The organism is Streptococcus infantis (assembly GCF_047463315.1).
GTDB lineage: Bacteria > Bacillota > Bacilli > Lactobacillales > Streptococcaceae > Streptococcus > Streptococcus infantis_AB.
Genome location: NZ_JASHEB010000004.1, coordinates 69,237 through 86,188, shown reverse-complemented (window position 1 = coordinate 86,188; position 16,952 = coordinate 69,237). Strand labels below are relative to the sequence as shown.

The window sequence follows — 16,952 nt, the reverse complement described above, 5'->3', positions numbered from 1 at the left end:
ATGAGCAGAGTTTTTGTTCATCGAATTAACGACGGATTTCTTTGATACGAGCTGCCTTACCTTGAAGAGCACGCAAGTAGTACAATTTCGCACGACGTACTTTACCGTAACGAACAACTTCGATCTTTTCAACACGTGGAGTGTGAATTGGGAAGATACGTTCAACACCTACACCGTTAGATATTTTACGAACTGTGTAGTTTTCTGAGATGCCAGCACCTTTACGTGCAATAACAACACCTTCAAAAATCTGGATACGTTCACGGTTACCTTCGACAACTTTCGCGTGTACACGAACAGTGTCACCAGGACGGAATGAAGGGATATCTGTACGAAGTTGACCTTCAGTCAAGCTTTGGATTAATGGATTCATTTTATTCTCCTATCTTTGTCAATCTTGAGGAAACTTCCTCAGCGGATAAACTGTATTTTTGTGCGTCCATTACACACAAGATACAGTTTATCAAAATTCCTAGAAAAAGTAAAGAAATTTAAAGCAAAATTCCCAAAAAAATTGCAAGAAAACCAAGCAAGTAGGTTAATAATAAATAACTATAAAATGCCTTCTTGTCATTGATCAGTCTTTGGAGTTCATCATTCAAAGTTGAGAAAGTAGTCAAGCCACCACAAAAACCTGTCGCAAGGATAAGATAGATTTCTTTTGATTCCACATGATTATAAAATAAGCCAATCAGAAAACAGCCAAGAATATTGGCTATGAGAGTTCCTAGAGGCAGTACTGAACCCTGATTATAACGGGAAAAAAAATAACGAACAAGAGCACCCAGTCCACAAGCAAGCGCTAGATAAAATACTACCATTTCTTCCTCCCTAGACAATAAGCTAATAATAGTCCGCCACCGATGCTCAAAATTAAATACGTCACCAAACTAAGGTACCGTCCTGTGTCCAGTAATTTCACAGCATCTAATAGGAGACTAGAAAATGTCGTTAAGCCGCCACAGAATCCTGTTCCAAGCGCTAGAATGGTGCCTTTACTACTTCCCTTATAAACCAGATAACCTTTTACAAGGTAGACAAGGAAAAAAATTCCTAAATAGTTGACTACTAGTGTTCCCCAAGGGAAGTCTGGACTAGATGGCAACCATCTCGAAATCTGAAAACGCACAATTCCTCCCAGCATACCAGCTAGAAAGATTCCTAGAGGGTAAAATTTTTCTTTTTTCATTTGATTGTTTTATCCTGATAATCACGTGAACGTTTGAGAATATCTGAAAAAGTCTCAACAATTGTATCTTCGTATTTTTTATTGCCTACACGACTTTTGACTTTCTCAAAGATAACTTCTTCTCTTTTAGTATCTAGAATAGGTTTTCCTGAAGCTTTTTTATAGGCAACTACTCCCTCAACTAAATGCATCCTCTCTTCTAAAAGTTGAACGATTTGGTCATCGATTTTATCGATTTCTTGTCGAATATTATCTAAATCCATAGAGTCTCCTTTTTAATTGAACTATTGTACCAAAAAAGCACTAAATAGGCTAGTAAAGTCCTAATCCTGCTTAATAAAAACTGCACTGACAATTTTCATCAGTGCACTTCATGCTTATCCTACTTTAGCAGCTAATTCTTCTGCGAATTGCTCCAAGCGTTCAATATCTTCTTCCTCGGCAGAAAGGTCAACTTTAACGCACTCTGAACCCTTTTCAGCTCCAGTAGCGATAAATACTCGGTCGAAGTCATCAACAGCTTTACAGAATTCATCGTAGAAAGTATCACCTGATCCGACTACACCATAGATTTTACCGCTCAAGTTGAGGTCTGCTAGATCTTCGTAGAAGTCCATCATCTCATCTGGTAATTCTCCATCTCCGTAGGTATAGGTTGCGACAATGGCGATGTCTGCTTCTAAAAAGTCAGAAGCGTCAACGGTTGTACACTCATCAACTTCCACTTCTAAACCACATTCTCTTAATTTATCTGCTACAATATCAGCGATTTCTTCAGTATTACCGGTCATACTGGCAAATACAATTTTTGCTAATGCCATAAGGTCCTCCTCAATTAATCTTTCTCCATTATATCATATCTTTTTCATTTTAAAAATAAAAACTCTTGTGCTACAATGAAATGAGAAAGAATTGAGGTTATTTATGGAAATTTGCCATCAAATTTTAGAAAAAATCAAAGCATACAATACTATTATCATCCACCGTCATATGAAACCAGATCCTGACGCTCTGGGGAGTCAGGTAGGTTTAAAAGCCTTGCTTGAGCATCATTTTCCAGAAAAAACGATAAAAGTAGTTGGTTTTAATGAACCAACCTTAACTTGGCTTGCTAAAATGGATCAGGTAGAGGACACAGACTATCATGGTGCACTTGCCATTATCTGTGATACAGCAAACACAGCACGTATTGATGATAAACGTTATCTTAATGCTGAGACAATTATCAAAATTGACCATCATCCAAATGACGAAGTCTACGGCGATCTTGTTTGGGTAGATACTAATTCAAGCAGTGCGAGTGAGATGATTGCTCTTTTTGCTGAAGCAACTAACTTAGAATTATCCGACTACGCTGCTAAAATGCTCAGCGCTGGAATTATTGGTGATACCGGCCGTTTTCTCTACCCTTCTACTTCTGCACGTACGCTTCGTATCGCAAGTCAACTCAGAGAACATAACTTTGACTACGCTGAATTAACTCGTAAAATGGATACTATGAGCTTTAAGATTGCCAAACTCCAGGGTTATGTCTATGACCACTTAGAAGTTGATGAAAATGGTGCTGCGCGTGTTATTCTCACCCAAGAAATCTTGAAGAAATACGACGTTACTGATGCGGAAACGGCAGCCATCGTTGGAGCTCCAGGCCGTATTGATACTGTTAGCCTTTGGGGAATCTTTGTGGAGCAAGCAGATGGTCACTACCGCGTACGTCTTCGCAGTAAATTTGTCCCAATCAATGAAGTTGCAAAAGAACATGATGGCGGTGGCCATCCTCTTGCTAGTGGAGCAAATTCGTATAGTTTAGAAGAGAATGAGCTCATCTACCAAAAATTAAAAAACTTGCTGAAAAATAGATAAAAAGCTTGCCAAACTTTTCAGAATCTGATAGACTAGTATGGTAACAATCTATGGCTCGCAAAGAGACCATGGCAGAAAGGAAATATTGCAAAATGAAAAAAGATATCCATCCAGAATATCGCCCAGTTGTCTTCATGGACACAACTACTGGTTACCAATTCCTTAGCGGTTCAACAAAACGCTCTAGCGAAACTGTTGAGTTCGAAGGCGAAACTTACCCATTGATCCGTGTGGAAATTTCATCAGACTCACACCCATTCTACACTGGACGTCAAAAGTTCACTCAAGCAGATGGACGCGTGGATCGTTTCAACAAAAAATACGGTCTCAAATAATCAACCGCATCACTTGTATACGGTTAAACGAAAACAACTTCGATTCGGAGTTGTTTTTTTGTTTCTTTTATTTTTTCAAGCTTTAATTTTTTTATAGCTTATAATGGTCCTAATTCTTATTTCTACTTCTACTTTCGTAACAAGTCCTCTATAAAACAAAAAAACCTACTAACCAAGCTTGACGCTTGATTAATAGGTTTTTTATAAAATCATTATTTAACTGCTTCTTTAAGAGCTTTACCAGCTTTGAATGCTGGAACTTTAGAAGCTTTGATTTTGATTTCTTTACCAGTTTGTGGGTTGCGACCTTTACGAGCTGCACGTTTACGAACTTCGAAGTTACCAAAACCGATCAATTGAACTTTTTCACCAGCTGAAAGGAATTCAGTTACAGCTGCGAATACAGCGTCAACTGCTGCTGCTGAATCTTTCTTAGTCAATTCTGTAGCTTCTGCTACTTTAGCGATCAAATCTTGTTTGTTTGCCATGTTAATGAATCCTCCAAAATTATTTCTAATTAACACTTATAATCATAACCTAAAATTCCTTTTAGGTCAAGTCAAAAACACGTTTTTATTGATTTTTCTTCATTTTTTTAGGAATTATAGCGAATTAAGATCGCCCAGGCGTTTTCTCCGGTGTGAGTTTGGATAATTGAGCCCGTTTCTAGGACTGAAATCGGTTTTTCAACGTAAGGTTGTAGAACAGCTTTCATCTCGTTTGCAAATTCATTTGTACCTGCATAAGAAATACCAATCTCAGCTACTGAACGATTTGAAAGACTGGCTACTAACTCATCCAACCATTTCTTAAAGGTTTTTGAACCACGTCCTTTGACAATCGGTTGAAGCTCATGGTCTTTCATTTGCATAACTACTCGAATATTTAGTAAAGAGCTCAGCAAACCAGTAACACGGCCAATGCGACCACCTTTTACTAGATTTTCTAAAGTTGAAACACCGATGTAGAGTTCAGTGTGATTTTTTACGTCCTCTACATGGGTTAGAATAGTTTCAAGATCTTTTCCTTCTTGAGCTAGTTTAGCAGCTTCCACAACTTGGAACTTCAAGGCCTGATCTGTGAATGAACTATCCAAAACAGTGACATCTGCTGTTGACAAACTTGCTCCTTGACGAGCCGCTTCAACAGTTCCTGATAAAGCATGGGACATGTGAATAGCTAGAATCTGACTACCATCCTTACCCAAATCATCAAAAATTTCTGCAAAGAGTCCCACTGGTGGTTGACTAGTCTTAGGAAGATTTTTACTAGCTTGCATCAAGCGAAGAAATTCTCCTTCTTCAAGATCTGCATCTGAATAAAGGACACTATCAATCATGACAGATAGTGGAACAACAGTAATATCAAATTCTTTAACCACTTCCGGTTCAATAGTAACCGAAGAATCCGTTACAATTTTTACTTTTGTCATTTTGCCAATCTTTCTATTTTTACTATTGTTGATTATTCAACTTATAACTATAACAATTATATCAAAAAAATACTAAAAGTTCATACTCAATCCACCTAAATTTAAATCAATTTATACTTCTTTTTAATAAAAAAAGAAAATCACCTATGCTTGGTGATTATCTTTTGTATTTAAGATAAATAATCATACAAATCTTGCATTTGTAAATCATCTGGTACTAATTGTAGATAGAATTGAATGAAGTCTTTTGCTTCTTCTAGCTTACCTAACTCTCTTAACAAATAAATATACTGTTCCAAAAACTCTGGATTATCTTTGAGTTCAGTAGCAAGTTCCTTATAGAGATCATAGGCTGCATCTAATTCTTCAGTCTCTTGATAGCTTCGAGCAATCATCCATTTAGTCAAGAGGTTTTCAGGTTCATAGACTGCTAAAGCTAGAATATCTTCGTATCTTTCTTGTTCTTGGTAGATGGTAGCTAAGCGTAGCAAGATTTCTTCCTGGTCATCAGCATTTTCTTGTGCTTGAATCAGATAAGCTTCTGCTTGCTCAGTTTGATGCAACTCATAAGATAGCTGAGACGCAAGGAGTAAGAGCCGAGTTTCAAAAGGATTTTTTGACAAGCCCTGTTGAGCTATTTTAAGAGCCTCTTCTGTCTGATGCTCCTTATGCAGTGCTTGACTATAACCATATTCATAACCCTCAAAATCTGGAGAAATAGTGTCAAGTTGTTTAAAGTATAGTACGGCTTTCTGGTAGTCCTCTTGATCAAAATAGAGACTTGCAAGCTCAAAAGCTGTTTGGTCATCATATTCTAATTCTAAGGCTTTTTCTAAAAATTCTATTGCAGATTCAAACTTACCTAAACGTGCATAAGCAAGACCAATTCTCTGATAGGTCGAAATGCCTGTTTGATCATAGATAGCACGATTATCTAGTTGAGCATAGCCCTTAATGGCTTCTAAATCGTTTCCTAGCTCACTATCTAGTTCAGCTAGTCCAAATATCAGGAGAGGGTCATCAGAGTAGCTACGAGCTTCTAGAAGCTTCTCACGCGCAACATCTGTCAATCCTTCCATCTGATATAAATCTGCTTTTAAGGCAAGAGCTGATACGTACCATTCACTTTCTGGACCAATCTTCTCTAAATAATCAAAAGCTTCCTCGATAAGTCCATCCTCACCAGCTATTGCAGCTAGATTGATGTAGACTTCTGGAAATTTCGGTGCTAGTTTCTCATAGATTTGTGCAGCTTGTGGGAAGAAACCAATCCCTTCCAAATATGCAGCAAGTTCAAGAAGAACTTCATCTGAATCTTCTTCTAGGGCTTTTTGGAAAAAAGATTCTGCTTTTGATAAATCTTGTTGTTCTAAAGCTTCGAGCATTTGTTGACTATTGTTCACTATCAGTCTCCTCTACCGGTTCATAAAGTCCACTAATTTCTTTGTACCAATCAAAAATTTCTGAGATGACTACTTTTGCGGAAGCGTAGATTGGAATACCTAGCAATACACCCCAAATACCAAACATGGATCCTGAAGTTAATAGTACAAAAAGAATGGTAATTGGGTGAATATTTAATTGACTACCCAAAATCAGTGGAGAAACAAAACGTCCTTCAATAGTTTGCTCTACAATGAAAACGATAATAACTTTTAAGAGCATAACAGGACCAGCAATCAAACCCAAAACAAGGGCTGGAATCATTGCAAGAAAACTACCTAGATAAGGAACTAAATTGAGAATACCTGCAGTAACACCAAGCGCTACTGCATATCGAAGCCCAATTATCTTAAAGAAGATAATAAACATGATAGCTACGATTACAGCGACCGTAATTTGTCCTCTAACGTAGTTAGCAAGTTGTTGGTTCACATCTGATAGAACCTTACCTACTGGTTCTCTCAATTTATTTGGTAGGAATTGAGTAATATAGTCTCTAAGTCCTTTTCCATCTCGAAGGAGATAAAAGAGCATAAATGGCATGATGATCAGAGCGACAATGACCTGTGACGTTCCACTGATAAGAGCACTTACCCAGTTAACAGCTTTAGAAGAAATATTACTTGCCCAAGCAGTTGCTTGTGTTGAAAAATTAGCTAAAACTTGCTCCAGTTGGGGTCTAAAGTCATCTGGCAAACGCTTGGTTACAAGGTCATTAATGACTCTATCAGCATCTTCGAGATAACTTGGGACATTTTGCGCAAAAATTACTACTTGACGTTGAAGGTTTGGAATTGCAACGGCTAGTCCAATAATCAAGAGAATGGCAATAATGATAAAGATAACACTGATGGCTAAGACACGGTTAATCTTGTACTTCTCCATCAGATCTACTAGTGGATTTAAGAGGTAAAAAAGTAGACCCGATAAGATAACCGGCAACATCACTACTGATAAAAAGTCTATAACTGGGAAAAATAAAAAGCTAATTTTACTGAGAATAAAAATATTGAGACCTAATAACAAGGTCACCAAGAAAACAGTAATCGCTTTATTGTCTAAAAACCATTTAAAAAACCAAGATAAGGTAAAGTGTTTCTCTTTTTGTTCCATTTTTTCTTCCTTTCCTTTGTCCTAACATTATACCATGTTTTAAGAAAAATAAGGTTTTTTTATAGTCTTTTAGCAAGGGATAAATTTGTCTTCTTGACAAGGGAAGAGCTATTTTTTCTGACTTAGATTTTTCATCTAGCAGGCCTTTTTATGATATAATTGAATTATCTTTTTCTAGAGGTATGAATATGAAAGAAATAGTATATTTTGGAACCTATACACGACGTATTTCTCAAGGGATTTACAGGGCTGATTTTGATACTGAGACTGGCAAACTCTCAAATCTAGAACTCTTTGCAACCGAGCCAAGTCCAACCTACCTAGCCTTTGATCAGCATCAGCATCTCTATACTGTCGGAAGCCATGATGACAAAGGTGGAATCGCAGCATATAAAACTGATGGTGTCCTCCTGAATCACGTCGTTGAAGAAGGTGCTCCTCACTGCTATGTTGCAGTCGATGAGACACGGAGTCTAGTCTATGGCGCTAACTATCATAAAGGTCAAGTTCTAGTCTATAAACGTAAAGAAGATGGCAGTCTTGAATTGGCAGACAAAGTTCAACACACTGGCCATGGTCCACATGAAAACCAAGCTTCTCCCCACGTACACTACACAGATTTAACACCAGACCAATATTTGGTAACTTGTGACTTAGGTACTGACGAGGTCATTACCTATGATATCAATCTAGAAGGAAAGTTGACTAGACTAGCAACTTATAATTGTAATCCTGGTGCTGGTGCTCGTCACCTTGTTTTCCACCACCACTACAAGATTGCTTATCTCATCTGTGAACTCAATAGTACAATTGAAGTATTGATTTACGATGGTGTTGGAGAATTTGAACAAATGCAGGTCATCTCAACCCTACCAGACGACTATAATGGATTCAATGGTACTGCTGCTATTCGTCTTTCTAAAGATGGTAAATTCCTCTACGCTTCGAACCGAGGCCATGATTCTATCGCTGTTTATAGCATTTTAGCAGATGGAAGCTTGGAATTATTAGAGATTGTTCCAACCAATGGGAATAATCCACGTGATTTTGATTTGTCACCTGACCAAGAATTCCTTATCGCTGTTCACCAGGATTCTGATAATGCGACTGTCTTTAAGCGCAATCCTGAGACTGGTAGACTGGCAGAACTCTCTAATGAATTTCAGGTTCCTGAAGCAGTCTGCATAAGTTTCACTAAATAAGAAATAATAAAAAATGAACTTGATTTAACAAGTTCATTTTTTATTTTATAATTTATTTCCGACATTGATACGGTTAATAGCACGTTGCAATGCAATTTTAGCACGGCGCTCTTGGTCGATTAAGTGTTTGTCTTGTGCTTCTTCGATTTCACGTTCTGCACGAAGTTTAGCACGTTCTGCACGACTAACATCAATATCGCGCGCACGTTCAGCTGAGTCAGCAATAATGGTAATGACATTATTAGCAATCTCAATGATTCCTCCGTTTACTGCAATCCAGTTCACATGAGTATCATCATCGATGCGTTTAACCTTTACTTCATCAACTGCTAGAACCGCAATCATATTTTCATGTCGTGGCAAGATCCCCATCTCACCATCCAGAGTTCGTACCGATACAAAGCTGGCATGGTGATCATAGACGAGGCCATCTGGTGTCACGATCTGGACAGTTAAATGTGCCATAGATCACCTCTTAAAATCCCATTTTTTCAGCCTTAGCAATAACATCTTCGATTGAACCTACTCCACGGAAGGCATCTTCTGGAAGGTGATCGTATTTACCGTCGAGAATTTCCTTGAAGCCACGAACAGTTTCAGCTACTGGAACATAAGATCCTGGTTGACCTGTAAATTGTTCCGCAACGTTGAAGTTTTGTGACAAGAAGAACTGAATACGACGTGCACGAGCAACCAAAGTCTTTTCTTCGTCAGAAAGTTCATCCATACCAAGGATGGCAATAATATCTTGCAACTCATGGTAACGTTGAAGCACACGTTTCACTTCAGCAGCTACTGCATAGTGCTCTTCTCCAACAATTTCAGGTGCCAAGGCACGTGAGCTTGAAGCAAGTGGGTCAACGGCTGGGTAAATCCCCAATTGAACCAATTTACGTTCCAAGTTAGTTGTTGAATCCAAGTGAGCGAAGGCTGTTGCTGGCGCTGGGTCAGTATAGTCATCCGCTGGCACGTAGATGGCCTGGATTGAGGTTACAGAACCCTTCTTGGTTGACGTGATACGTTCTTGCAATTGACCCATTTCTGTTGCGAGGGTTGGTTGGTAACCAACGGCTGATGGCATACGACCCAAAAGGGCAGATACTTCTGAACCAGCTTGTGTGAAACGGAAAATGTTGTCAATGAAGAGAAGAACGTCTTGACCTTCTACATCACGGAAGTATTCAGCGATTGTCAAACCAGTAAGAGCAACACGCATACGTGCTCCTGGTGGCTCATTCATCTGACCAAATACCATGGCTGTTTTTTCGATAACGCCTGATTCTTTCATTTCCCAGTAAAGGTCATTCCCTTCACGAGTACGTTCCCCAACACCAGTAAATACTGAGATCCCACCGTGTTCTTGGGCAATGTTGTGAATCAATTCTTGGATCAATACGGTCTTACCAACTCCGGCACCACCGAAGAGTCCGACCTTACCACCTTTAAGGTAAGGGGCAAGAAGGTCGATAACCTTGATCCCAGTTTCTAGAATTTCTGAAGAGGTAGACAATTCATCAAAAGTTGGTGCTTTTTTATGAATTGGCTGACGCTCTGCATCTTCACCAAAAGGAGCTTCCAAGTCAATGGTATCTCCCAAAACGTTGAAGACACGTCCTAGAGTTTCTTTCCCAACTGGTACTGAGATTGGACGGCCTGTGTCCAATACTTCCAAACCACGGGTCAAGCCATCAGTTGATTCCATAGCGATGGTACGAATCATACCATCTCCCAACTCCAAGGCTACTTCAAGGACGATTTTTGTTTTTCTTTCGTCATTTTTGTAGACGACAAGTGCATTATTAATCTCTGGTAGTTTCTCACCTGCTGCAAACATGACGTCTACAACGGGACCGATAACCTGAGCAATTTTACCTGAACTCATCTACTTCTCCTATTCTGTATAAGATACTGTCGGTTCCTAGCTCAACTAGGTCCTAATACTCTTCGAAAATCAAATTCAAACCACGTCAGCGTCGCCTTACCGTACTTTAGTACAGCCTGCGGCTAGCTTCCTAGTTTACTCTTTGATTTTCATTGAGTATAAGTTCATTTTCATACGAGCTGGACTAGAGCCTATTCTAAAGCACTAGCTCCTGCTACGATTTCTGTAATTTCTTGTGTAATCGCCGCCTGTCTGGCACGGTTATACTGGATAGTCAAATCATTGATAACTTTTTTAGCATTATCTGTAGCTGTTTGCATAGCCGTCATCCCTGCCGCATTTTCAGCTGTCTTGGCATCAATTATAGCACCGTAAATCATACTTTCTGCAAACTGTGGCAATAGTTGATCCAAGATTTCTTCACGACTTGTTTCAAGCTCAAAGGTCAAGCTATAGTTATCATCTGCTTCATTTGGGTCTAAGTCGACAATTGGAAGCATCTGCTCCACACGCATTTGACTTGTCAGTGTATTCACGTGGTGGTTGTAGCAAACATAGAGCTCATCGAAAAGTTCATTTTGATACATTTCAATGGTTTTTGAAATAATCTTATGAACTTCATCGAAGCTTGGTTGACTGGCTAGACCACGCAATTCATAAATTGGCTGAATACCACGAGCTTTAAAGAAGTCTGCTCCCATACCACCGATACAGATGACTTCGAAATCATCACCTGAAGGATGGTATTCTTGTTGCAGCTCCATGACTGCCTTCAAGATTGAAGAGTTATATCCTCCAACAAGACCTCGGTCAGATGTAATGACGATATAGCCTGTTTTCTTGACCGGACGGCTAATCAACATTGGATTTGTTGATCCGCCAGCACCATCTCCGTGAAGGATGTCTGTAAGGAGTTTACGGACTTTTTGAGCATAAATCTGGAAGTTGCGTGCAGCTTCTTCAGAACGACCTAACTTAGCTGCAGAAACCATCTGCATGGCATTAGTAATTTGACTAGTATTTTTCGTTGAGGCGATTTTTGTTTTAATATCATTTAGAGATACTGCCATCTGACACCTCTATTCTTATTGGAAGCTGGATTGGTTGAGAAACTCAGTAATCGCAGCATCCAAGACTGCTTCTTCTGGCAAGTCTTTTGTTTCACGAATAGTTTCCAAAATCTCTGGATGTTGCGCATCAAAGAAGGCATGGAATTCTTCCTCAAAACGAACAATATCGTCAACTGATATAGTATCCAAGAATCCATGAGTCAAGGCATACAGAATGGTCACTTGTTTCTCAACAGGTAGTGGTTTATGAACTGGTTGTTTCAATACTTCTACGGTACGACGACCACGGTTCAATTTAGCCTGAGTAGCAGCATCCAAGTCTGAACCAAATTTAGTGAAGGCTTCTAACTCACGGTATGAAGCAAGGTCGATACGAAGAGTACCCGCAACCTTCTTCATCGCTTTAATCTGAGCTGAACCACCTACACGAGATACAGAAGAACCCGCATCAATAGCTGGACGGATACCCGCATTAAAGAGACTATCACTTAGGAAGATTTGTCCATCCGTAATAGAGATTACGTTTGTAGCGATATAAGCTGAGATATCTCCAGCTTGGGTCTCGATAAATGGAAGAGCTGTGATAGATCCACCCCCAAGTTCATCCGAAACTTTAGCAGAACGCTCAAGTAGACGGCTGTGAAGGTAGAAGACATCTCCTGGGAAAGCTTCACGTCCTGGTGGACGACGGAGCAAGAGAGAAAGTTCACGATAAGCTACCGCTTGTTTAGATAAGTCATCATAAACGATCAAAACATGCTTACCTTGATACATGAACTCTTCTGCCATAGCAACCCCTGCATAAGGTGCAAGGAAAAGCAATGGTGAAGGCTGTGAAGCCGAAGCTGTCACAACGATTGTGTAATCCAAGGCTCCGTACTGACGAAGTGTTTCCACTTGTGTACGAACTGTTGATTCTTTTTGTCCAATCGCAACATAGATACAAATCATATCTTGACCTTTTTGGTTCAAGATAGTGTCAATTGCAATCGTTGTTTTCCCTGTTTGACGGTCACCGATAATCAACTCACGTTGACCACGACCGATTGGAACAAGGGCGTCAATAGCTTTCAAACCTGTTTGCAATGGTTCTGAGACAGACTTACGTTGCATAACACCAGGAGCTGGTGCTTCTACTGGACGAGTTTTATCAGTGTGGATTTCTCCAAGACCGTCAACTGGACGACCGAGTGGATCCACAACACGACCAATGAGACTTTCACCTACTGGTACTTCCATGATTTTACCCGTGCGACGAATGGTGTCGCCTTCACGAATATCTGTAAAGTCACCAAGAATGATGATACCAACATCCGTTGACTCTAAGTTTTGCGCCATACCATAAGAGCCATTTTCAAAAATCAACAGCTCACCACTCATGGCATTTTCAAGGCCATGAGCACGCGCAATCCCGTCACCAATGTAGGTTACAACACCAGTTTCACTCACATCAAAATTAGGTTTGAAATTTTCAATTTGTTGCTTAATTAAAGCGCTGATTTCTTGTGCGTTAATTGCCAAAAGAACACCACTTTCTATTTCAAATTTTCCTTAACAACTTTAAGTTGTTGTTTAATACTCACATCAATTGTCTTGTGATTGGCAATAATAACAAAACCACCGATTAAACTATCGTCGATTTTTTCCTTAATACTGCGAACCTTTAAAGACATCTTCTTCTCGATTAGAGGAAGGAGGCGTTCTTTCTGTTCGTCAGTCAAAGGATGTGCAGACAAAATAGTCACTTCAAAACGATTGGTTTCTTTTTCAAGACGATTCAAGCAATCTACAATCACATCATAAAAAAGATTGGATCGATGATTGTAAAGTATAACCTCGATAAAGTTTTGCATTAAAGGTGACACAGAACCTTGGAAAAAACGAACTGTTTTTTCTTTATCCAACTCATCTACTTCCACTTGCGCTAAAAAAGTAGGTAAGCCAGTTTCTTCAGCAACTTGCTTGATTTGAGTCAAGTCTGAAAAAATAGAGTCTTCTTCTCCTTTTTCAATCACCAATTGGACAAAAGGCATGCTGTATTTTTCAATTACCTTTAAAGTCTTTTTGTCCATTAAGCTTCTCCTAGCTGATCGATATACTGATCAATGAGTTCTTTATGTGCCTGACTGTCAAGGTTTTTAGAGAGAATTTTCTCAGCTAGACTGATTGTTAAGTCAGCTACATCTCCCTTAACACTTTGTAAAGCTTCAGCTTTATTTTGAGCAATTTCTTGGTTGGCTTTTTCTTTTAAGCGCCCTGCTTCAAGTTTAGCTTCGGCTAAAATATCGGCTCTACTTTTCTCAGCAGTTCCCTTTGCATTCTCGATAATCGTTTTAGCTTCGGTACGGCTACCTGCTAACTCAGCTTCACGTTTGCTAGCTAGTTCCTCAGCCTTTTTACGGGCTCCCTCGGCACCATCAATATCTGAAGAAATCTTTTCAGCACGTTCATCTAAGATGCTGGAAATATTTCCCCAAGCATATTTCTTCACTAAAAAGATCAATAAAAGGAAGGAACCAGCGATAAGAATAAAGTCACCGATAATGGTACTAATAGTTAAATCCATCTTCTAATCCTCCTCTACTTACTCTTCCCCTTCATTTATTTTTTTACCAATGTACATTGATGACAACATGGTAAATACATAAGCCTGAATACATGAAATGAAAATTGAAAAAGCTGTCCATAACATGTTTGCGATAAAGGCGAAAGGATACCAATACAAAGCATTTTGTGACAAGGTCAATAGCAATCCAGCTAAGACCTCACCGGCAAAAATATTTCCGTAGATCCGAATCGCCAAGGAAGCAAAATTGGTGAACTCTTCTAAAATGTTCATCGGAGTCATAAAGCCAGGTGTAACAAATGCTCTCAAATATTCTTTAACGCCTCTACGACGAACTCCTTCTACATGGGCGATCAAAGTGATCAATAATGAGAGGGATAAATCGTATCCAAGGTTAGCTGTTGGGGAAGTCCACAAGTTATAACCGTTTGTTGTTTGTACTTTTGCCATTAAGCCAATATTGTTGGCAACCAAGATAAACAGAAATAGAGAAAACAGAAACAAGGAATAATCCTTAATATATGATTCTCCAATGTTTGGTTTGGTAAAACCAATCACAAAGTCATAAATCATCTCAAGAGCATTTTGTTTGCCCTTTGGACGGATGGTCATTTCACGACTTGCCCAGTAGACAAAGGCAAAAACCATCAAAACAGTTACAAGAGACATGGCAAGCAGGGTCAAATCAAAGGATATTGGTCCAATATTAACGGTTGGATTCAAACTTTCTTCCATGGTTTGACACCTCCATTTCTAAATAGAGTTGTCTATTTAATGACAAATGACATCGCCAAGGTTACAAAGAATGTTCCTTCGATAAAGGCAATCCCCATGATCATCAAACTACGCAATTGTGGGATGATATCTGGTTGGCGTGCTGCAGATTTGAACAAACCGTTCATCAAAAATCCTTCTGCAAGAGATACACCCATACAGGCAAGACAAAGTCCGAAAAATGTTAAATTCATGACGAATTCTCCTTTTTTAAATTAAATTTACCTCCCTAGTTTAGTCCTAAAATTTGCTTTTGTCAACTTTTTACTAGGAATGGAAGCGTTTTGAATCATTTATTTCCAATTTTACGATTTTCAAGACAATTATATAGAAAATTTTATTCCCTTTTCACGACCCTTTCACTATCTTTCTATGTTTTCTGAAAACAAAAATCCGAGTTTTACAACTCGGATTTGCTATTTCTTATTTAAAATAATATGAGTGATGATTTTGACAAGCTGGATTAAAGAGAGCTTCACAGTATGGACAAGTGCCCGTCTCTGTATACTCCTCATACGTTAGTGTTTCCCCACAGGATCCACATAAGATAGGTCTATCCTTTTTCAGATTTAAAGGATAGGGAGAAAATATGTGCGACTCCAGTTCATTATGACACTGATAACAGGCATAGTATTTCTTACACTCATAGCACTGTAAGGCTACGATATCCTTATCACTATGGTAATGAACACATCTGCTTTCATGATCTACTAGTAAGCCCTGAGCTTGAACCATTCTTTTTCCTTATCTAGGCACGAACTGTGACGCTTGTTCCATCTTCTTTGTAAAGATTGATGAGGCCTTCTTTCAAAGCACGTACCATGTCACCAGCTTCTACTGGTTGAGGAACCTTGATAGTCAAAAGTTCCATTGGATTTGGGGCGCGATCGATTTTATTTCCTTTAGCATCGTGAAGGTCTTCAATATAAGTCTCAAAATGACGGAAACCTGGACCGTAGAACTCAACTTGGTCACCTTCATTGATAACGTTACGTTGGCGAATAGTTGCTGTCTGAGTCGCATCATCATAAGCTACTACTTCAGCAACAAACTTGTATTCTGGAATCTTACGACGAGCTCCGAAAAGTTGCTCATTTTCAGATGGTGTTCCGTAGTAGAAACCTGTAGCCAACTCCCGTTGGGCAACCTTCCACATTTCATCAATCAAGTCTTGTTTAATAGCTTCAAACTTTTCAGGGCTCTCAAGATAGGCATCAACAGCAGCCTTGTAGCAGTTTGTCACTGTTGAAACATAGTGGATAGACTTCATACGGCCCTCAATCTTCAAACTATCCACACCATTTTCAATCATATCAGGGATATGGTCAATCATAGACATATCAACGGCTGACATGGAGAATTCTTCAGGAATTTCTCCCTTGAGACTCTTACGTTCTTTGCCAAACGGCATATCGTAAAGGTCGTATTTCCAACGGCAAGATTGTGAACATCCACCACGGTTGGCATCACGCATGCTCATATGGTTTGATAGAGTACAACGACCAGAGTATGAGATACACATAGCTCCATGGACAAAGGCTTCAATCTCAACGTCTGTACGTTTGCGAATCTCTGCCAATTCTTCCATAGAAACCTCACGCGCCAAAACGACACGCGTCAAACCAAGTTCTTTCCAGAATTCTAGAGTTTCATAGTTGGTAGCACTTGCTTGAGTTGAAAGGTGAATTTCAAGTCCTGGTGCTTCTGTTGCTGCAATCATGATCAAGGCTGGATCTGATACGATAACTGCTGCAATCCCAATATCACGCAACTTACGGAACCATTCGCCGGCCCCTTCTTCGTTTCCTTCGTGCATAACCATATTGGCAGCAACATATACCTTAGCTCCATACTTAGCAGCGAACTGTACTCCTTCTTCCATTTGTTCGAAAGTAAAGTTCCCTGCACGGCTACGAAGACCATAGGCCTGACCACCGATAAAGACAGCATCTGCTCCATATTGAACAGCTACTTTTAGTTTTTCAAGTGTTCCTGCAGGTGATAGAACCTCAGGACGTTTCAAAGTTTTTGTCATGTTTTCTCCTATTTGCAATATAAAAGTTTGACACTAATCTTTACCATT

Annotated in this window: 22 protein-coding genes; 3 read left to right on the top strand and 19 right to left on the bottom strand. The window is 39.3% G+C overall.

Features of this window, described 5'->3' with window-relative positions; genetic code table 11:
- Nucleotides 1-25: 25 nt before the first annotated feature.
- From rplS to QM857_RS05625, 5 genes are all read right to left on the bottom strand, one after another.
- Nucleotides 26-373, bottom strand: coding sequence for a 50S ribosomal protein L19 (gene rplS, locus QM857_RS05645; RefSeq protein WP_001068669.1), 348 nt, complete (start codon nt 371-373; stop codon nt 26-28).
- A 118-nt stretch (nt 374-491) separates the two neighbouring features.
- The gene (crcB, locus tag QM857_RS05640; protein WP_247921436.1) at nt 492-821 is read right to left on the bottom strand and encodes a fluoride efflux transporter CrcB; all 330 of its coding nucleotides are present in this window, start codon (nt 819-821) and stop codon (nt 492-494) included.
- On the bottom strand, nt 815-1,189 hold the full coding sequence (gene crcB / locus QM857_RS05635; RefSeq protein ID WP_414275327.1) for a fluoride efflux transporter CrcB: 375 nt from the start codon (nt 1,187-1,189) through the stop codon (nt 815-817). The genes crcB (QM857_RS05640) and crcB (QM857_RS05635) overlap by 7 nt, the downstream gene beginning before the upstream one ends.
- Complete coding sequence (locus QM857_RS05630; RefSeq protein ID WP_006148651.1) at nt 1,186-1,452, bottom strand: chorismate mutase; 267 nt, start codon at nt 1,450-1,452, stop codon at nt 1,186-1,188. The genes crcB (QM857_RS05635) and QM857_RS05630 overlap by 4 nt, the downstream gene beginning before the upstream one ends.
- Nucleotides 1,453-1,566: 114 nt before the next feature.
- Nucleotides 1,567-2,010 (bottom strand): flavodoxin, encoded by a 444-nt coding sequence (locus QM857_RS05625; RefSeq protein ID WP_414275326.1) that lies wholly within the window; start codon nt 2,008-2,010, stop codon nt 1,567-1,569.
- Nucleotides 2,011-2,113: 103 nt separating this feature from the next.
- Here QM857_RS05625 and QM857_RS05620 point away from each other — a divergent pair, with 103 nt between their 5' ends.
- Both QM857_RS05620 and QM857_RS05615 read left to right on the top strand, forming a co-directional pair.
- A complete protein-coding gene (locus QM857_RS05620) occupies nt 2,114-3,052 on the top strand; it encodes a DHH family phosphoesterase (protein ID WP_414275325.1) in 939 nt (312 codons plus the stop codon).
- 92 nt (nt 3,053-3,144) lie between these two features.
- The gene (locus QM857_RS05615) at nt 3,145-3,387 is read left to right on the top strand and encodes a type B 50S ribosomal protein L31 (RefSeq protein ID WP_414275324.1); all 243 of its coding nucleotides are present in this window, start codon (nt 3,145-3,147) and stop codon (nt 3,385-3,387) included.
- A gap of 212 nt (nt 3,388-3,599) precedes the next feature.
- Here QM857_RS05615 and QM857_RS05610 read toward each other — a convergent pair whose 3' ends face one another.
- The 4 genes from QM857_RS05610 to QM857_RS05595 all read right to left on the bottom strand — a co-directional run bounded on the left by QM857_RS05610 (nt 3,600) and on the right by QM857_RS05595 (nt 7,375).
- Nucleotides 3,600-3,875 carry an HU family DNA-binding protein gene (locus tag QM857_RS05610; RefSeq protein WP_004253345.1) on the bottom strand — a complete coding sequence of 92 codons (276 nt, stop codon included), beginning with the start codon at nt 3,873-3,875 and terminating at the stop codon, nt 3,600-3,602.
- Between the two features lie 107 nt (nt 3,876-3,982).
- Entirely contained in the window at nt 3,983-4,819 is an 837-nt protein-coding gene (locus QM857_RS05605) for a DegV family protein (protein WP_414275323.1), read from the bottom strand.
- A gap of 170 nt (nt 4,820-4,989) precedes the next feature.
- Complete coding sequence (locus tag QM857_RS05600) at nt 4,990-6,222, bottom strand: tetratricopeptide repeat protein (RefSeq protein WP_414275322.1); 1,233 nt, start codon at nt 6,220-6,222, stop codon at nt 4,990-4,992.
- Nucleotides 6,212-7,375, bottom strand: a complete 1,164-nt coding sequence (locus tag QM857_RS05595; protein ID WP_414275321.1) for an AI-2E family transporter — start codon at nt 7,373-7,375, stop codon at nt 6,212-6,214. Before QM857_RS05595 ends, QM857_RS05600 begins: the two co-directional genes overlap by 11 nt.
- A gap of 188 nt (nt 7,376-7,563) precedes the next feature.
- On the opposite strand from QM857_RS05595, the gene QM857_RS05590 reads away from it, so the two are divergent.
- Nucleotides 7,564-8,577, top strand: coding sequence for a lactonase family protein (locus tag QM857_RS05590; protein ID WP_414275320.1), 1,014 nt, complete (start codon nt 7,564-7,566; stop codon nt 8,575-8,577).
- Between the two features lie 45 nt (nt 8,578-8,622).
- Here QM857_RS05590 and QM857_RS05585 read toward each other — a convergent pair whose 3' ends face one another.
- The 10 genes from QM857_RS05585 to QM857_RS05540 all read right to left on the bottom strand — a co-directional run bounded on the left by QM857_RS05585 (nt 8,623) and on the right by QM857_RS05540 (nt 16,904).
- Nucleotides 8,623-9,042: a F0F1 ATP synthase subunit epsilon gene (locus QM857_RS05585; protein WP_006148659.1), complete on the bottom strand. Its 420-nt coding sequence runs from the start codon at nt 9,040-9,042 to the stop codon at nt 8,623-8,625.
- A 10-nt stretch (nt 9,043-9,052) separates the two neighbouring features.
- Complete coding sequence (gene atpD, locus QM857_RS05580; RefSeq protein ID WP_036757320.1) at nt 9,053-10,459, bottom strand: F0F1 ATP synthase subunit beta; 1,407 nt, start codon at nt 10,457-10,459, stop codon at nt 9,053-9,055.
- Nucleotides 10,460-10,650: 191 nt separating this feature from the next.
- Nucleotides 10,651-11,529, bottom strand: a complete 879-nt coding sequence (locus tag QM857_RS05575) for a F0F1 ATP synthase subunit gamma (RefSeq protein WP_178894906.1) — start codon at nt 11,527-11,529, stop codon at nt 10,651-10,653.
- A 15-nt stretch (nt 11,530-11,544) separates the two neighbouring features.
- Complete coding sequence (gene atpA / locus QM857_RS05570; RefSeq protein ID WP_214261797.1) at nt 11,545-13,050, bottom strand: F0F1 ATP synthase subunit alpha; 1,506 nt, start codon at nt 13,048-13,050, stop codon at nt 11,545-11,547.
- A 14-nt stretch (nt 13,051-13,064) separates the two neighbouring features.
- A complete protein-coding gene (locus QM857_RS05565) occupies nt 13,065-13,601 on the bottom strand; it encodes a F0F1 ATP synthase subunit delta (RefSeq protein WP_263393481.1) in 537 nt (178 codons plus the stop codon).
- Nucleotides 13,601-14,095, bottom strand: coding sequence for a F0F1 ATP synthase subunit B (gene atpF, locus QM857_RS05560; protein ID WP_254729863.1), 495 nt, complete (start codon nt 14,093-14,095; stop codon nt 13,601-13,603). The genes QM857_RS05565 and atpF overlap by 1 nt, the downstream gene beginning before the upstream one ends.
- A gap of 18 nt (nt 14,096-14,113) precedes the next feature.
- Nucleotides 14,114-14,830, bottom strand: a complete 717-nt coding sequence (gene atpB, locus QM857_RS05555) for a F0F1 ATP synthase subunit A (protein WP_178894902.1) — start codon at nt 14,828-14,830, stop codon at nt 14,114-14,116.
- A gap of 32 nt (nt 14,831-14,862) precedes the next feature.
- Nucleotides 14,863-15,063, bottom strand: a complete 201-nt coding sequence (locus QM857_RS05550; RefSeq protein WP_001054551.1) for a F0F1 ATP synthase subunit C — start codon at nt 15,061-15,063, stop codon at nt 14,863-14,865.
- A gap of 229 nt (nt 15,064-15,292) precedes the next feature.
- Entirely contained in the window at nt 15,293-15,604 is a 312-nt protein-coding gene (locus QM857_RS05545; RefSeq protein ID WP_178894901.1) for a CHY zinc finger protein, read from the bottom strand.
- 13 nt (nt 15,605-15,617) lie between these two features.
- Nucleotides 15,618-16,904, bottom strand: a complete 1,287-nt coding sequence (locus QM857_RS05540) for a peptidase U32 family protein (RefSeq protein ID WP_075228700.1) — start codon at nt 16,902-16,904, stop codon at nt 15,618-15,620.
- Between the last annotated feature and the right edge of the window lie 48 nt (nt 16,905-16,952).

What these genes read in the sequence shown, in the direction of transcription:
- rplS (WP_001068669.1), bottom strand. Translation starts at nt 373, where the DNA reads ATGAATCCATTAATCCAAAGCTTGACTGAAGGTCAACTTCGTACAGAT.
- crcB (WP_247921436.1), bottom strand. Translation starts at nt 821, where the DNA reads ATGGTAGTATTTTATCTAGCGCTTGCTTGTGGACTGGGTGCTCTTGTT.
- crcB (WP_414275327.1), bottom strand. Translation starts at nt 1,189, where the DNA reads ATGAAAAAAGAAAAATTTTACCCTCTAGGAATCTTTCTAGCTGGTATG.
- QM857_RS05630 (WP_006148651.1), bottom strand. Translation starts at nt 1,452, where the DNA reads ATGGATTTAGATAATATTCGACAAGAAATCGATAAAATCGATGACCAA.
- QM857_RS05625 (WP_414275326.1), bottom strand. Translation starts at nt 2,010, where the DNA reads ATGGCATTAGCAAAAATTGTATTTGCCAGTATGACCGGTAATACTGAA.
- QM857_RS05620 (WP_414275325.1), top strand. Translation starts at nt 2,114, where the DNA reads ATGGAAATTTGCCATCAAATTTTAGAAAAAATCAAAGCATACAATACT.
- QM857_RS05615 (WP_414275324.1), top strand. Translation starts at nt 3,145, where the DNA reads ATGAAAAAAGATATCCATCCAGAATATCGCCCAGTTGTCTTCATGGAC.
- QM857_RS05610 (WP_004253345.1), bottom strand. Translation starts at nt 3,875, where the DNA reads ATGGCAAACAAACAAGATTTGATCGCTAAAGTAGCAGAAGCTACAGAA.
- QM857_RS05605 (WP_414275323.1), bottom strand. Translation starts at nt 4,819, where the DNA reads ATGACAAAAGTAAAAATTGTAACGGATTCTTCGGTTACTATTGAACCG.
- QM857_RS05595 (WP_414275321.1), bottom strand. Translation starts at nt 7,375, where the DNA reads ATGGAACAAAAAGAGAAACACTTTACCTTATCTTGGTTTTTTAAATGG.
- QM857_RS05590 (WP_414275320.1), top strand. Translation starts at nt 7,564, where the DNA reads ATGAAAGAAATAGTATATTTTGGAACCTATACACGACGTATTTCTCAA.
- QM857_RS05585 (WP_006148659.1), bottom strand. Translation starts at nt 9,042, where the DNA reads ATGGCACATTTAACTGTCCAGATCGTGACACCAGATGGCCTCGTCTAT.
- atpD (WP_036757320.1), bottom strand. Translation starts at nt 10,459, where the DNA reads ATGAGTTCAGGTAAAATTGCTCAGGTTATCGGTCCCGTTGTAGACGTC.
- QM857_RS05575 (WP_178894906.1), bottom strand. Translation starts at nt 11,529, where the DNA reads ATGGCAGTATCTCTAAATGATATTAAAACAAAAATCGCCTCAACGAAA.
- QM857_RS05565 (WP_263393481.1), bottom strand. Translation starts at nt 13,601, where the DNA reads ATGGACAAAAAGACTTTAAAGGTAATTGAAAAATACAGCATGCCTTTT.
- atpF (WP_254729863.1), bottom strand. Translation starts at nt 14,095, where the DNA reads ATGGATTTAACTATTAGTACCATTATCGGTGACTTTATTCTTATCGCT.
- atpB (WP_178894902.1), bottom strand. Translation starts at nt 14,830, where the DNA reads ATGGAAGAAAGTTTGAATCCAACCGTTAATATTGGACCAATATCCTTT.
- QM857_RS05550 (WP_001054551.1), bottom strand. Translation starts at nt 15,063, where the DNA reads ATGAATTTAACATTTTTCGGACTTTGTCTTGCCTGTATGGGTGTATCT.
- QM857_RS05545 (WP_178894901.1), bottom strand. Translation starts at nt 15,604, where the DNA reads ATGGTTCAAGCTCAGGGCTTACTAGTAGATCATGAAAGCAGATGTGTT.
- QM857_RS05540 (WP_075228700.1), bottom strand. Translation starts at nt 16,904, where the DNA reads ATGACAAAAACTTTGAAACGTCCTGAGGTTCTATCACCTGCAGGAACA.